Source organism: Micromonospora sp. WMMD734 (genome assembly GCF_049178975.1).
Taxonomy (GTDB): domain Bacteria; phylum Actinomycetota; class Actinomycetes; order Mycobacteriales; family Micromonosporaceae; genus Micromonospora; species Micromonospora wenchangensis.
The window spans coordinates 1,476,451-1,490,962 of the sequence record NZ_JBMHMK010000001.1 but is presented as its reverse complement, the minus strand read 5'-3'; the positions used below and the strand labels follow the sequence as shown (position 1 = coordinate 1,490,962).

Annotated in this window: 12 protein-coding genes; 4 read left to right on the top strand and 8 right to left on the bottom strand. The window is 72.8% G+C overall.

Annotation, left to right across the window (positions count from 1 at the left end; genetic code table 11):
* Positions 1-58: 58 nt before the first annotated feature.
* The gene (locus ACN267_RS06080; RefSeq protein ID WP_421488154.1) at positions 59-4,318 is read right to left on the bottom strand and encodes a family 43 glycosylhydrolase; all 4,260 of its coding nucleotides are present in this window, start codon (positions 4,316-4,318) and stop codon (positions 59-61) included.
* Positions 4,319-4,460: 142 nt separating this feature from the next.
* Complete coding sequence (locus ACN267_RS06075; protein ID WP_281896728.1) at positions 4,461-4,751, bottom strand: GNAT family N-acetyltransferase; 291 nt, start codon at positions 4,749-4,751, stop codon at positions 4,461-4,463.
* A 144-nt stretch (positions 4,752-4,895) separates the two neighbouring features.
* Here ACN267_RS06075 and ACN267_RS06070 point away from each other — a divergent pair, with 144 nt between their 5' ends.
* On the top strand, positions 4,896-5,453 hold the full coding sequence (locus tag ACN267_RS06070) for a GNAT family N-acetyltransferase (RefSeq protein WP_204960385.1): 558 nt from the start codon (positions 4,896-4,898) through the stop codon (positions 5,451-5,453).
* Between the two features lie 21 nt (positions 5,454-5,474).
* Here ACN267_RS06070 and ACN267_RS06065 read toward each other — a convergent pair whose 3' ends face one another.
* Together ACN267_RS06065 and ACN267_RS06060 are read right to left on the bottom strand one after the other, a co-directional pair.
* Entirely contained in the window at positions 5,475-6,080 is a 606-nt protein-coding gene (locus ACN267_RS06065; RefSeq protein WP_421488153.1) for a YdeI/OmpD-associated family protein, read from the bottom strand.
* 9 nt (positions 6,081-6,089) lie between these two features.
* The gene (locus tag ACN267_RS06060) at positions 6,090-6,758 is read right to left on the bottom strand and encodes a TetR/AcrR family transcriptional regulator (protein ID WP_421488152.1); all 669 of its coding nucleotides are present in this window, start codon (positions 6,756-6,758) and stop codon (positions 6,090-6,092) included.
* 25 nt (positions 6,759-6,783) lie between these two features.
* On the opposite strand from ACN267_RS06060, the gene ACN267_RS06055 reads away from it, so the two are divergent.
* Entirely contained in the window at positions 6,784-7,524 is a 741-nt protein-coding gene (locus tag ACN267_RS06055) for an SDR family oxidoreductase (protein WP_421488151.1), read from the top strand.
* Positions 7,525-7,567: 43 nt separating this feature from the next.
* Here ACN267_RS06055 and ACN267_RS06050 read toward each other — a convergent pair whose 3' ends face one another.
* The 4 genes from ACN267_RS06050 to ACN267_RS06035 form a co-directional block, all read right to left on the bottom strand.
* The gene (locus ACN267_RS06050) at positions 7,568-8,683 is read right to left on the bottom strand and encodes a MerR family transcriptional regulator (protein ID WP_421488150.1); all 1,116 of its coding nucleotides are present in this window, start codon (positions 8,681-8,683) and stop codon (positions 7,568-7,570) included.
* Between the two features lie 106 nt (positions 8,684-8,789).
* Positions 8,790-10,508 (bottom strand): cellulose binding domain-containing protein, encoded by a 1,719-nt coding sequence (locus tag ACN267_RS06045; RefSeq protein ID WP_204960380.1) that lies wholly within the window; start codon positions 10,506-10,508, stop codon positions 8,790-8,792.
* Positions 10,509-11,140: 632 nt separating this feature from the next.
* Positions 11,141-11,644 (bottom strand): hypothetical protein, encoded by a 504-nt coding sequence (locus ACN267_RS06040; protein ID WP_421488149.1) that lies wholly within the window; start codon positions 11,642-11,644, stop codon positions 11,141-11,143.
* The gene (locus tag ACN267_RS06035; protein ID WP_421488148.1) at positions 11,641-12,348 is read right to left on the bottom strand and encodes an MFS transporter; all 708 of its coding nucleotides are present in this window, start codon (positions 12,346-12,348) and stop codon (positions 11,641-11,643) included. Before ACN267_RS06035 ends, ACN267_RS06040 begins: the two co-directional genes overlap by 4 nt.
* Before the next feature lie 212 nt (positions 12,349-12,560).
* Between ACN267_RS06035 and ACN267_RS06030 the strand changes: the two genes are divergently transcribed.
* Both ACN267_RS06030 and ACN267_RS06025 read left to right on the top strand, forming a co-directional pair.
* Entirely contained in the window at positions 12,561-12,860 is a 300-nt protein-coding gene (locus tag ACN267_RS06030) for a hypothetical protein (RefSeq protein ID WP_204960378.1), read from the top strand.
* Positions 12,860-14,503, top strand: a complete 1,644-nt coding sequence (locus tag ACN267_RS06025; protein WP_281896711.1) for an amidase — start codon at positions 12,860-12,862, stop codon at positions 14,501-14,503. Before ACN267_RS06030 ends, ACN267_RS06025 begins: the two co-directional genes overlap by 1 nt.
* Positions 14,504-14,512: the final 9 nt, after the last annotated feature.

The window sequence follows — 14,512 nt, the reverse complement described above, 5'->3', positions numbered from 1 at the left end:
GACCCCGGGACGCGGACGCGCCGCCCGACACATGGTCGGGCGGCGCGTCCGGCCGCGGCTACCGGACCGCCGGCACCCGCAGCACGGCCACCTCACCGACGTTGCCGGCCACGTCGACCGCGCGGTAACGGACCCCGTGGGCCAGGTCGTCCAGCGGCACCGGCCCGGTCCAGGTGGTCCACTCCCCACCGTCGAGCCGGTACTCCACCCGGGCCACCCCGGAGTCGGCGTCCCGGCCGGTGACCACGAGCGTCCGGTCGACAAGCGTCGCCCCGGCGGTCGGGGCGACCCCGTCCACCTGCACCGACGTCGCCCAGGGTGTGCTCCAGAGCAGGTTGACCCCCTGGGCCCGGTACTCGATCGTGTGCCGGCCGGCCGGCAGGGCCACCGGCTCCCGGTACGGGAACCAGCCGCCCCCGTCGATCTGGTACTCCACCAGCCTGATCAGTTCGCCGTGGGCCAGGGTGAGGGCGGCGTTCGCGCCGTACCAGCCGTCGGTGCCCGGGTCGGTGATCCGCAGCCGGGGCTGCCCGCCCCGGTAGCGCAGCGGTTCGACGCCGCTGAGCGTGGGCACCACCGGCGTGATGGTGCCGTCGGCGGCGAAGTACAACCGGTCGATGGTGGTCTCCCGGTGGGTGCCGTCGCCACCCGGGATGGCGAACCGGTGGTACGCCACGTACCAGTCGTCGGTGCCGGGCACCTGGACGATCGAGTGGTGCCCGGTGCCCAGGATGCCCTGGGCCGGGTCCTTGCCGAGGATCTCCCCCCGGCTGGTGAACGGCCCGAGCGGGCTGACGCCGGTGCCGTAGCCGACCCGGTAGTTCTCGCTGCCGGTGTCGTCGATCGACCAGGAGAGGTAGTACACCCCGTTGCGCTTGTGCAGGAACAGGCCCTCGCGGAAGTCGGTGAGGCCGGTCAGCCGGACCCGCCGGGCGACGTCGTAGGAGATCATGTCGTCGTTGAGCGGGACCACGTACGGGGTGCCGTTGCCCCAGTACAGGTAGCTCTTCCCGTCGTCGTCGGTGAAGACGGCCGGGTCGATCTGCTGGGCGTTGCCGTAGTCGGCCTTGCTCACCAGGGGCCGGCCGAGCGGGTCGACGAACGGCCCGAGTGGCGAGTCGGCCACCGCGACGCCGATGTTCTGCTGGGCCGAGAAGTACAGGTAGTACTTCCCGTTCTTCTCGATCGCGGCCGGCGCCCAGGCGTTGGTGTCCGCCCAGCTGACGTCCGGCCCGAGGTCGAGAATGGTGTCGTGGCCGGTCCAGTCGACCAGGTTGCGGCTGGACCACACGGTGAACGTCGAGCTGCCCCAGCCGGGGAAGCCGTCGGTGGTGCCGTAGATGTAGTAGGTGTCGCCGAACCGGACGATGTTCGGGTCGGCGGTGAAGCCGGGCAGCACCGGGGTGTTCATCGGCACCGCCCGCACCGTCCAGGCCCGGCTGGCCCCGGCGGCGCTGGTGACGGTGACCGTCACCGGTCGGGTGTAGTTACGCGGCCCGGCGGGCCTGACCGTCGAGGTGGGCGCGACCAGGTAGCGCGGGGCGAGGCTGGTCAGGTCGGTGCCCGGCCGGACCGGCAGGGTGATTGTGCCGCTGGCGGCGTCCACGATGGCCGGCACCTTGAGGCTGTCGAGTTCGACGGCGACGACGCTGGTGCCGTTGCTGCCCAACGCGGCCACCTCGGCGTCGCTGAGCGCCCGGTTGTAGAGGGAGAAGTCGCGGATGCGGCCCTTGAGGTAGCGGTCGCTGGCGTACTGGGAGCGGCCCAGGTAGTTGGCGGTGGTCCGGCCGCCGCCGATGTCGCCGGGCGCGACGGTCAGCCCGGTCTTCTCGGCCACCCGCACCCCGTCCAGGTAGATCCGGGCGGTGCCGGCCCGGTTCAGGGTGTACGTCAGGGTCTTCCACACCCCTCGGGGCAGCGCCCGGCCGCCGGTGACGGCCTGTTCGCCGGTCCAGTTGCCCAGGCTGATCGAGGTGCGGTAGTCGTTGCCGGTGGTGAACAGGTAGCCGTTGCCGACGCCGCCTGCGTCGGTGTTGCCGAGCCCCCACACGAAGTACGGGGTGGCCTGGTCGGCGGCGATGTTCACGTCCATCGACACGGTGATCTCGTCCAGTCCGGACATGATGTTGTCGGGCAGGTCGACGTGGCCGTTGGTGCCGCCGAGGGTGAGGCTGCCGGCGTCCCAGCGGACGTCACCGGCCAGGGTGGCGTGGTGGCCGTTGCCGGAGTCGTCGGTGACCGTGCCGCCGCCGGCCTGGTCGAGCCGGTAGTGGGCCACCACCCCGTCGGCGTTGGCCGCCACCGGGGGTGGGGCGTCGGTGAGCGCGTCGAGTTCGGCGCGGGTGACCGGGATGACGGTGCCGTGCCGGGGGCTGGCCGGCAGCCGGTAGGACGCCGGCACCTTCCAGTTCGGCCTGGCCAGATCGTCGGTGCCCAGCGGGATGTAGCCCCGGCCGCCGTACTCGTCGACGAACAGGTAGTACCGCGAGCCGGAGGTGTCGCCGGGGTTGGCCTTGAACACGGTGGGTCCCTCCACCGCGGAGGTGCCGGCGTCACGGCCGATGCACGAGTCGAGCATCGTCCACGAAGGCTCTCCGGGCAGGTCCACGGCGGTCAGCGAGGGGGACTTCTCCTGGATGATGTCGGAGCAGCCGGTGCCGCCGCCGCCCTCGTCCTTGGTGAACCGGTAGTAGGTGTCGCCCTCGCGAATCATCGTGGAGTCGATCCGCGACTCGCCCCGGTCCTGCCAGATGGTCGCCGGGCTGAACGTGACGAAGTCGCGGGTGGTGGCGGCCAGCATCCGGTTGTACGTGTTGCCGGTGTGGTCCGGGTCGTTCTCCGCGAACAGCTTCGAGGCCCAGAAGACCAGGTACTCGCCGCGCTCGGCATCCCAGTACGCCTCCGGCGCCCAGGTGTTGCCGGCGGTCGGCGGGGAGACCTCGACGTGCCGCTGCGCCGACCAGTTGACCAGGTCGGTGGACTCCCACACCTCCAGGTAGCGGCTGCCCCGGCGCTGGGCGGCGTCCCAGTCGCCGTTACGGCCGATCGACAGGTCGGTGGCGATCAGGAAGAACCGGTCCCCCTCCGGGCTGCGGATCAGGAACGGGTCGCGCAGCCCCAGCGTGCCGTGGGTGGACTCCAGTTTCGGCTGGCCGCCGTTGACCTCCGTCCACTGCAGGGCGTTGTTGCCCCGACTGGCGGCGAAGTAGATCTTCTCACCGGCGATCGAGTTGCCGGTGAAGTAGCTGAACGCGTAGCCGGCGTACGGCGCGGGGGCCGGCAGCTCACGGACGGTCAGCGTGATGGTCCGCTCGACGGTGGCGGCGCCGACGGTGACCGTGGCGGTCACCGGCACCGTCGTGTCGCCCGCGCCGTGCGCGGGACGACGCACCACGCCGTCGGCGGTGACCACCTCCGGTCGGGCCGAACGCCAGCGGACCGTCGCGTCGTAGCGCCCGGTGGTGGGCATGGTCAGGTTGCCACGCACGTCGTCGGCGTGCACCAGGGTCAGCGCGGCGGCGGCCGCCTCGGCCCGGGTCTGGTCGGACTCCCCGGGTTGCGCGACCACCGCGACCTCGGCGGCGGTGAGGGCGCGGTCGTAGATCCGGAAGTTCGCCACCCGTCCCTTGAGGAACCGGTCGGTGGCGTAGTTCGACCGGCCCAGGTTGTTGGCGGTGGTGACGCCGTTGCCGACGGCGCTGGGCGGCACGGTGACGGCGGTGTTGCGGGCCACCTGCACGCCGTCGGCGTAGAGGGTGCCGGTGGTGCCGGTCTGGGTGTAGACGACCGACTTCCACACCCCCCGGGTCAGGTTGCCGCCGGTGCCGGTGACCTTCTCGCCGGCCCAGTTGGTGGTGGTGATGCCGGCGCGGAACGCGTCGCCGCTGGCGAACAGGTAGCCGGTGCCGGTGGCGGAGGTGGCCGGGTTGCCCAGGCCCCACAGGAAGTACGGGGTCTGCTGGGCCGGGTCGACCAGGACGTCCACCGCCACGGTGAGCGAGGAGCGGCCGGCCAGCAGGTTGTCAGGCAGTTTGACGTGGTCGTCGACGCCGTCGAGCAGCAGCCCGTCGGTGCCGGTCCAGGTGCCGCCGCCGACCAGGGTGCCGTCGTTGCCGTGGCCGGAGGTGTCGACGACGGTGGTACCGGTGCGCTGGTCGAGGTCGTAGCGCAGCAGCAGCCCGTCGGTGACGTCGGCGGCGGCGGCCGGGGCCGCGGTGGCGGGGGCCAGCGCGGCGAGGAGGGTGAGCACGGTGGCGGCGACGACCGTACGGGTGCGGTGGGGGGTGGGGTGGGGGTTCCGGGGAACTGCGGAGGGCATGGGGGATTCCTCGGCGTTGTGAGCGTTAACAGGCTGGAATTGTCAACGCAACAATCAGACGCCGTCAAGGATGTGTCGTCCGCCGATGCGCTGCGCGCACGCCCGCTCACCTCCCGGGAGCCCGCCGCCCCGGGCCGCCGGGCTACCTGATCCGGCGGGTGGAGCGGGCCACGATGTCCGCGTACTCCGGGTGCCGGCTCAGCCAGTCGGCGAGGAACGGGCAGATCGGCACCACCGTACGGCCCCGGGCGCGGGCGTCGTCCATGACCGCACGGGCCAGCGTCGAGCCGACGCCCCGCCCCTCGAACGCCGGGTCGACCTCCGTGTGCGTGTAGGCGATGATGGCACCGGTCAACTGGTAGGTGACCAGCCCGGCCAGCGCCCCGGTCTCGTCGCGCGCCTCGAACCGCTCCCGGTCCGGCGCGTCTGTCACAGTCAGCTCCACCGGACCATCCAAACACGCCCGGCCGCCACCGACCCGGCCGGGCGCGCAGCTCAGGGGTCGCCCAGCCGACGGGCACCCGGGCTGCCGACGGCGAGGAACCGCGGCGCACCCGATGGGTTAAAGTCCGGCCGCATGGACGGCACCACGCTGCGAACGTCCCGCCTGAGTCTGCGCCCGGTGCAGGACGGCGACGTCGACCGCATCCTCGAATACCGCAACCTGCCCGAGGTGACGTACTGGCTGCTGCGGACCGAGGTGGCGCCGGCGGCGTTCCGGGCGGCCTGGCGGCGCGCGGCCGACGACCCCGACGACCACAGCCGGGCGGTCGTCCTGGACGGTCTGGTGATCGGCACGGTCTCGCTCGACGTGCTGGACGGGATGGGGCAGCCGGGCATGCCGACCCGCACCGAGGCCCACCTCGGCTACATCTTCGACCCGGCCCACGGTGGCCGGGGCTACGCCACCGAGGCGGTCACCGCGATGGTGGCGCACGCGTTCACCCGGTTGGGCGTTCGCCGGATCACCGCCGGGTGCTTCGCCGACAACCTCGCCTCGGTCCGGGTGCTGGAGAAGGTCGGCATGCGCCGCGAACAGCACGGCGTCGGTGACTCGTGGCACGCCGAACGGGGCTGGGTGGACGGCTACACCTACGCCCTGCGCGCCGACGCCTGGCCCGCGCCGTCCCGGTAGGCCCGTCGGGCGGCACCCGGGTCACGGGGACTGTGGTGGCCGGGCCCGCTGCGGGTGGGGCGTCTCGTGACGGGCCAGCATGGCGACGAACTCGACGATCTTCCGCTCCCGGGTCTGCGCCCGCTTCACCGCGTTGAGCCGGTGCACGAGCGCGAACAGGTTGGTCCGGGTGAGCACGTCGAACATGGCCTGCGCGGCGGGATCGGCAGCGACCGCGGTGAGCAGGTCGGCGGGCACCTCGACCTCCGACGGCGGGGCGTAGGCCGCGGCCCACCGCCCGTCCGCTTTGGCGGCCTCCACCGCGGCCCGGCCCGGGGGCTGCATCCGGCCCTGCTGCTCCAGCCGGGCCACATTGGCGACGTTGCGTTGCGACCAGATGCTGCGGGCCCGGCGGGGGGTGAACCTGATCCAGGAGCTCGCCTCGTCCCGCTTGCGGGCCTGCCCGTCGATCCAGCCGAAGCACAGCCCCTCGTCGACCGCCTGCTGCCAGGTCAGGGTGGTGACCGTGCCGCCCTTGCGGGTCAGGGCGAGCCACACCCCGGGTGAGGTGTCGTGGTGGGCCGACAGCCAGGCACGCAGCGCGCCCGCGTCGGCGACGATCAACTCGTCCAGTTCAGCGCTCGCCATGCCGGCAGGCTAGCCGCTGCCGGTGACAATCCCACCGGGGGCGCGGAGGCCGTCGACGAGGATGGCCAGCAGGCGCGGCCCCCGGCTGTCCAGCTCGGTGTCGTCCAGTCGGGACAGCCAACTGATCAGCACGATGACGTCCCGGGCCTCGGCGTCGGCGCGGATGCTGCCGGCCGAGCGGCCGGCGGCGAGCAGCAGTTCCACCGCTTCGCCGATCGGGCCGAGACTGTGCGCGGCGAGGTCACGCCAGGTCGCCGCCTCGACGGCGGCGAACACGTCCCGTTTGACCCGGGCGTAGCCGGCCACCCGGTCGAACCAGGCCGCCAACGCCGCCACCGGCGGGTGGGTGGCCAGCAGCTGCGGGGCCGCGGCGACCAAGGCGTCGACCTCGTGCCGGTACACCTCGACCAGCAGGTCCTCCCGGGTGGGGAAGTGCCGGTACAGGGTGCCCTGCCCGATGCCGCAGGCCTTCGCCACCGCGTTGAGTTTCAGCTCGCCCGGTTCGTGCACCAGGTCGCGGGCCGCGCGCAGGATGCGGTCGCGGTTGCGCCGCGCGTCGGCACGGGCCGCCGCCGTGCCCTGGGCAGCAGACGCCGCCGTGCCCTGGGCAGCAGACGCCGCCGCGCCCTTGACAGAAGCGGACACGTGTCCGCTAAGCTCGTCGGAGTAACCGGACATGTGTCCACTCTACCCGAGGAGCAGCATGACCATCCCCGGAAAGGTCGTCGCGATCACCGGCGCCAGCAGTGGCATCGGCGCGGCGACGGCCCGCCACCTCGCCGCGCTCGGCGCATCCGTCGTCCTCGGCGCCCGCCGCACCGACCGGCTCGACCACCTGGTCGCCGAGATCGAAACCGCAGGCGGCAGGGCCGTCGCCGCCCGGGTGGACGTCACCGCCCCGGACGACCTGCGGACCCTGGTCGACCTCGCCGTCGAGCGGTTCGGTCGACTGGACGTCCTGGTGGGCAACGCCGGGATCAGCCGGCTCAGCACCCTGGCCGAGCTGGACGTCGAGGGCTGGTCGGCGATGGTCGACGTGAACGTCAAGGGCATCCTGCACGGGATCGCCGCCGCCCTGCCCGTCTTCACCCAGCAGGGCAGCGGTCACCTCGTCACGGTCGTGTCGACCTCCGGCCTGAAGATCACTCCCACCCAGGCGGTGTACGCCGGGACGAAGAACGCGGTGCGCACCCTGCTGGAGGGTCTGCGGCAGGAGAGCACCGGTGGAGCGCTGCGGACGACCTCGATCTCCCCCGGTTACGTCCGCACCGAGCTCGTCGACCAGGCCATCGACGACCCCACGGTCCGCGAGCAGGTGCAGCAGACCATGGCCGAGATCGGCCTCGACCCCGGCGCGGTCGCCCGCGCGATCGCCTTCGCCATCGACCAGCCCGACGACGTCGAGATCGGTGACCTGACCATCCGACCCACCCGCCAGGACTGACCGTGGCGGGGGGCCGCAGGTCGACGGCGAGCAGCCGGGCCGCTCAGGCCACGAGCAGGCGCAGGCCCAGCTCCGCGGTGTCGCGGCGCAGCAGGTCCCCGTTGCGTCGCGCCCACCGGCCCGAGGCCAGATCCTCCCGCAGCATCCCGACGGCCCGCCGTTCCGCCTGCGGCCCGACCCGGGTCCACACCGACACCGCGCGCCGCACCCGCTCGTCCAGGTACGCCTCCGGCCGCCGCCAGTACGCCTCGAACAGGCCGTCGGCGCAGTCCCACGGGACGTCCACCGGCTCGGCGCGACCACCGATCGCGGCGGTCAGCTCACCCAGCGGGGGCCAGTCGACCAGCAGGCCGGCGAACTCCGGCAGGTAGTCGCGGGTCAGCCAGAACCGCTCCCGCCAGCCGACGCCGTCGGCGTCGTAGGTGAACACCACCACCCGCCGGGCCACCCGGCGCATCTCCCGCAGCCCGGCGACCGGGTCCGGCCAGTGGTGGACGGTGCTGACCGCCATCGCCGCGTCGAAGGAGCCGTCGGCGAACGGCAGGTCCCCCGCCGTGGCGGCCACGCACGGCGCGGCGTCGGCCGGACGCAGCGCCCGCATCACCGCCGAGGGTTCCACCGCCGTCACCACGCGGTCGCCGGGTTCGTAGGAGCCGGTGCCGGCCCCGACGTTGAGCACGGTCCGGGCGTCACCCAACGCCGCCCGGATGCGGGCTGCGATCCGGGGGTCGGTGCGCCGGGTCGCCGGGTAGGCGCTGCCGATGGTGTCGTACAACCGGCCGCCGAAGACCCGTAGCTGCTCCTCCGGCGTGGTGGCGATCCCCAGCGCCCGCGCCTGCAACTCCCGGTCGATCGCCGCGACCAGGGCGGCGGCCCGGTCGCGCTGGTCGGTCAGCAGACCGCGCAGCCGGCACAGGTGCGCCACGGGGTCGGTCGCCGGGTCGTCCACCAGGTCGGCGATCTGCCGGAGCCCGAACCCGAGCCGCCGGTAGCCGAGCACCTCACGCAGCCGCCGGACGTCGGCAGGCGAGTACGCGCGGTGTCCCGCCGCCGTACGCCCGGACGGCGTGAGCAGGCCGATCTCGTCGTAGTGGTGCAGCGTCCGGACGGTGACCCCGGCCAGTTCCGCCACCCGTCCCACGGTCAGATGTTCGTCCACGGCACCGACTATCGGCCCTCACGCCGCGTGAGGAGCAAGCATCCGCAACGGGTACGGCCGCCGCGGTGTCCGCGGCGGCCGTACGGGGATTGCTCCGGTCGACCGGTCAGACGACCGTGCAGGGGATGCCGTTGAGGGTGAACGCGGTCGGTTTGGCGGTGTTGCCGGTGTGGTTGGCCTGGAAGCCGATCTCGACGGTGGCACCGGGGGCGATCGTGCCGTTGTAGCTGACGTTGCGGGCGCTCACCTGTCCGCTGGTGGGCGAGATGGTGGCGCTCCAGGCCGACGTGATGGACTGGCCCGACGGCAGGGTGAACACCAACGTCCAGCCGTCGATCGTCGAGGTGCCGGTGTTGGTGATGCTGATGCTGGCGGTGAAGCCGGAGTCCCAGCTGTTCATCGTGTAGCCGACCCGGGGTCCGCTGCCGCCCGCCGTGGGGGTCGGGGTGGGCGTCGGGGTCGGGGTCGGGGTCGGGGTGGCCGTCGGCGTCACGGTCGGGGTGGGGGTCGGCGTGGTGCCGTTGATGCTGGTCACGAACGTCATCACGCTGCGCGCCGGCAGGTTGACGGTCAGCGAGCCGTTGGACATGGTCAGCGCGCTCTGCGGGGCCACGTTGCGGCTGCCGTCGGTCAGCCAGTTCTGCACGCTGCCCGACGCGGTGGTGCCGGAGAGGGTGAACTGCTGGCTCACCGCCGAGGTGTTCTTGTTGACCGCGACGATGACCACGGTGTTGCCGCTGCGGTAGGCCGAGACGTAGACGTTCGACGCCGGGTTGGCCGTGGCGTCGACCCGGACGTATCCGGGCCGCACGAACCGGGCGTACTGGGCCATGATCGCGCCCCGCTTGCTGATCTGGCCGTCCTCGCGCATGGGGCCGTAGCTGCGCCGCAGATACCACCAGACGTACGTCTGGAACTCGGCGTCGACCATGGACCGGTGGATGTGCTCGCCGACGTCGAGCGCCTCCGGCCAGGCGTCACCCGAGTTCGCGTTGCTGTTCGGGTAGTACACCTCGGTCATCCACAGTTCCTTGCCCGCGCCCTTCTGCTTGAACAGCGGGTACGGAAAGTTCGAGTACGAGGTGCCGTAGAGGTGGGCCCCGATGATGTCGACGTTGGCCAGCGCGGTGGCGTCGTTGAGGATCGGGTCCGACATCGACTTGACGTACTGGAAGGACTCCGGCGCCATCACCCGGGTGCTGATCACCCCGGAGTTCTCCTTGAGGAACTTGACGATCTCGGCGGAGGTCCACCACGTCCAGTCGTGGGCGTAGTCGGGCTCGTTCTGCACGGAGATGGCGTAGAGGTTGACGCCGTTGTTGCGCATGTACACGGTGAAGTCGTTCAGGTACTGCGCGTACGCGGCGTAGGAGCTGGCCCGCAGGCGCTTGGCGTTGGTCTGGCTGCCCCGGGTGAACGTCTCGATCATGCTGGCCGGGGGGTTCCACGGCGAGGCGAAGACGGTCACCCCGAGTTCGGCCGCGCGCTTGGCCGTGGCCAGGTCACGACTCCAGTCCGCCTGGCTCTCGCCGACCGGGATGCGCAGCACGGAGAAGCCGAGCCGGCCCTCGCCGGTGCCGAACGCCGTCTCCCGCTGGGCGGCGGTCAGGTCGCCGATCCAGCCGGCGTGGGTCATCGCGCCGTAGCCCTTGATCGTCTGCCGGGACGCCGACAGGTTGATGCTGGCCGGGGCGGCCGAGGCCTCCGTGGCCCCCAGGGCCGCCGTGGCCGCCGCGACGGGCAGCGCGCCCAGCGTGGTCAGGACTACGCGACGGCTCAGTGTTTTCCGCTCGCCGGCCGCCGGCCCATTCTGATCCTGCGTCATTTCTTTCGTCCTCCTGGTGGTGGTGGTACGCGCCCTGCCGGTTCCATCGAAGCCGGTCGGCACCGATCTGCTACGCCGGCACGGGGATGACCTGGACGTCACCGTCGGCGTTTCGACAGAACATATCGACTTCGATAATTGTGAACGTTAACGGCCGGAGTTTAGTTTCCCCTTTCAGAGGGGTCAAGCACGCCGGCCGTATCCGGGTCCGCACCGATCCCGCGCGCCCGGTGGTCCTCGCACGGCCCCACGACGCGGGCGGCGACCGGCGCGCACGGCCCACCACCCGACGGTTGCCAGCCGGTTCGATTGTGGCCGTGGCGACTCCGGCGGGCAATTGATCTGACGTTCTGCCCTTTCCGCATAGTCGAACGGGAATGCGCTGCGTAACTGTCGAGCCGGCACGATCCGGTCCACCACGCGGTGGTGCCCGGTCCGGCGTACCGCCGACCGGCACTGGCCCCGCTGCCGCCGACACCCGCCCGGCCGCCGCCGCCCGGCCGGGGCAGGTGGCACGCCACCGGGGAGCGGTCCAGCCGGGCACCGGCTGCGGGAAACGTCCGACCACGCGCCGGTCCACCGGCCAGCTCCCGTGCGGGCCTGACGTCATCGCCGGCCGCGCCGCCGCACGGTCAGGCCCCGGGCGTCGACGCCTCCAGCCGGCGGACCGCCCGGCTGGACACCATCCCGAGCACGGAGAGCACCACCAGCGCCGCGAGGATCAGCAGGGTGTCGCGGGTGCCGACCAGCGCGGCGGCCGGCCCGACCGCCACCTGTCCCAGCGGGATGGCCACGAACGAGCCCAACATGTCGTACGAGTAGACCCGGGCCAACCGGTCGGCCGGGACGTGCCGGGCGATCGACGTGTCCCAGGCCACCGCGAACTGTTCCACGGCGATCCCGACCACCAGCGCGGCGGCCAGCAGCGCCACCAGCGTCGGGGTCAGCGCCAGCGCCAGCAGCAGCAACGACTCGGCGACCATGCACACCACCCCGAGCAGCAGCAGCCGGCGTACCCGAAGCCGCAGTGCGACGACGCCGCCGACGACCATCCCGACGGTCTGCGCCGCCAGCACCAGGCCCCAGGCGCTGCGGCCGATCGTCACGTCGGCGACGGCCGGGCCGAGCACGCTCATCCCCCGGCGAGGGCCGCGTTGAGCACCATGAACCCGAGCACCACCACCCACACCCAGGTCCGGGCGACGAACTCGGTCCACCCCTCCCGCAGGTCGGCGACGACGCCGGTGCGGGCGGCGGCACCGCGCGCGGCGGGCACCCGGACCCCGGCGAAGGCGACGGCCGCGACGGCGAAGGTGACCGCGTCGACGGCGAGCCCCCAGCCGGGGCCGACCATGGCGACCAGCAGGCCGCCGAGCGCCGTACCGCCGATCATGCCGGCGTTCATCCCGAGCCGGATGATCGCGTTGGCCGGCTGGATCAGCTCCGCCGGGACGGTCTGCGGGGTCGCGGCGGCCGAGGCGGGCTGGGCCAGGGCGCTCACCACCCCGTTGGCCGCGCCGAGCGCCAGCAGCAGCGGGATCGTCGCCGTGCCGGTGAGCACCAGGGCGGCCACCGCCGCCTGGGTCACCGCACCGAGCAGGTTGGAGCCGACCAGCACCAGCCGGCGGGGCACCCGGTCGGCGAGCACGCCGCCGAAGAGCACGAACAGCACGTTCATCAGCGAGCGGGCACCGACGACCAGCCCCAGGTCGCGGACCGAACCGGTCAGGTCGAGCACGGCGAAGGCCAGCGCGACCGGGGCGACCGCGTTGCCCACCATGTTGACCAACCGGCCGACGGCCAGACGGCGGAAGGCGGCGTACCGCAGTGGGGCGAGCATGTTCTCCTCCGGGACGCGGTCGCGCGACCCGAGAACCCTAGCCAACGTCGACCGGTGTCGTGGCCCCGCTGTGCCGGCCCGGCCGTCCACTGTCGCGGCCCATACAGGGGCATTGACCTGCGTGGCTTCACGACGGCGAGATCAACTTGTCACGCCCGCGACACGATCCGGCTCGACAGTGGGTCATCGTCGCCCACCCCACAAGGAGCGTCATGGCCCCCACCCCACCGACCGACGCGGAACTGGACGTCCTCATCCGCGCCCGGCTCGCGTCGCTCGGCATCGACCTCGACCAGCTTCCCCCCGGCACCGCCGCCGACCCGCAGACCGGCTCCCCCGGCCGGGACTCCGTGTTGGCCTCGCTGCGCTCCTTCGTCCGCGGCACCGTCGGCACCCTCGCCGCCTACCAGCCGCCCGCCCCGGCCGGCACCGACCCGGCCGTGGCCCGGGCGCTGTCCCAGCAGCCCGCGCCGATGCTCTACCCCTCGATCAGCACGGAATGGCGGAAGTGATGAGCACAGCACCTGCCGACCGCGGCGTCGACCGTCGCGCCTTCCTCGCCCGGACCGCCGCGCTGGCCACCGCCTCGGCGGTCGGTGGCGTCGTCGCGCTGCCCGCCGTCGCCTCGGCGGCCGGCGTCACCCGCGTGGCGGTCGCGCCGCCCGGCCGCTACAACCCGGCGCTGGCCGTACCCAACGCCTACGTCAAGCCGCGCCCGGAGGCGGTGGCCGACCCGACCGAACTGACCATCGCCGAGGCGGCCTGGCTGATCCGGGCCGGCAAGCTCACCCCGGAGAAGCTGGTCGAGGCGTACCTGGCCCGGATCTCCCGCTACGAGGCGACCTACCAGGCGTTCAACCTGGTGCTCGCCGAGCAGGCGGTCAAGGCGGCCCGCGCGATGGCCCGCAAGCCGAGCCGGGGCGCGCTGCACGGCATCCCGTTGGCCATCAAGGACAACTACTTCACCGCTGGGGTGCCGACCACCGCCAGTTCCTACCTGTTCGCCGACTTCCGGCCCCCGTACGACGCCACGGCGGTGACCCGGCTGGTCACCGGCGGCGGGGCGATCGTGCTGGGCAAGACGCAGATGGGCCCGCTGGCCACCACCCGGGCCACCACCCCCGCCGGCGTGGTCACCACGGTCAACGCCTGGACCCCCACCAACCCCGCCACCGACCCCGGCGGGTCGTCCACCGGAACCGCCACCGCCGTGGCGGGACGGCTCGCCACCTGCGGCACCGGCACCCAGACCGGCGGCTCGATCACCGCGCCGTCCAACGCGCAGAACCTCACCGGGCTCAAGCCGACCATGGGACGGGTGTCGCTGCACGGGATCATCCCGCTCAGCTACACCCGCGACCACCCCGGTCCACTGGCCCGCGACGCCAAGGACGCGGCCATCATGCTCACCGCGATGGCCGGCGAGGACCCGGCCGACCCGCGCAGCCAGGGCCTGCCCGCGGTGCCGAAGCTGATCGACGCGGCCACCCCGACCTACCAGGGCGGCACGCTCAAGCTGCGGTGGAAGACCCGGATCGGGGTGCTGCCCGGCTTCACCGCCGGCACCTCGGAGACCGCCGTGGCCCGGCAGGCGTACCTGGCGAAACTCGCCGCGATCCCCGGCGCGACAGTGGTCGACGTGCCACTGCCCGACGAGTGGGAACTGCTCACCGGCAGCGCGTTCAACAACGTACGGCTGCCGGAGCGCACCGAGCCGTTCCTGCCCTATCTGCGTACCGACCTGCGGGGCTTCGGGGTGTCGGTGACCGGCTGGTTGCAGGGGGCGCTGCTGGGCGGTGGCGAGTTCATCACCGGCCAGCGGGCCAAGCTGCTGCTGATGGAACGGGTGCTGGACCAGCTCTTCGCGCACTGCGACGTGGTGGTGCAGACCGGGCCGGTGCCGTTCGACATCCTCGGCCTGCCGGAGATCGGCTTCCCGATCGGGTTCACCGGCGCGGGCCTGCCGGTCGGCACCATCCTCGGCGGCCTGCCGTACGGCGAGGACCGGTTGTTGTCGGTGGTCGCCGCCTACCAGGCGGTCACCGACTGGCACCTGCGCCGGCCGGCCGACCCGCCGGCGGCCCCGGCGGCCCGCAGCGCCGCCCCCGCCGGCCTGCGGCTCACCGCCGACGAGGTGGCCCGGCTCGCCCAGTGACCGTCGCCC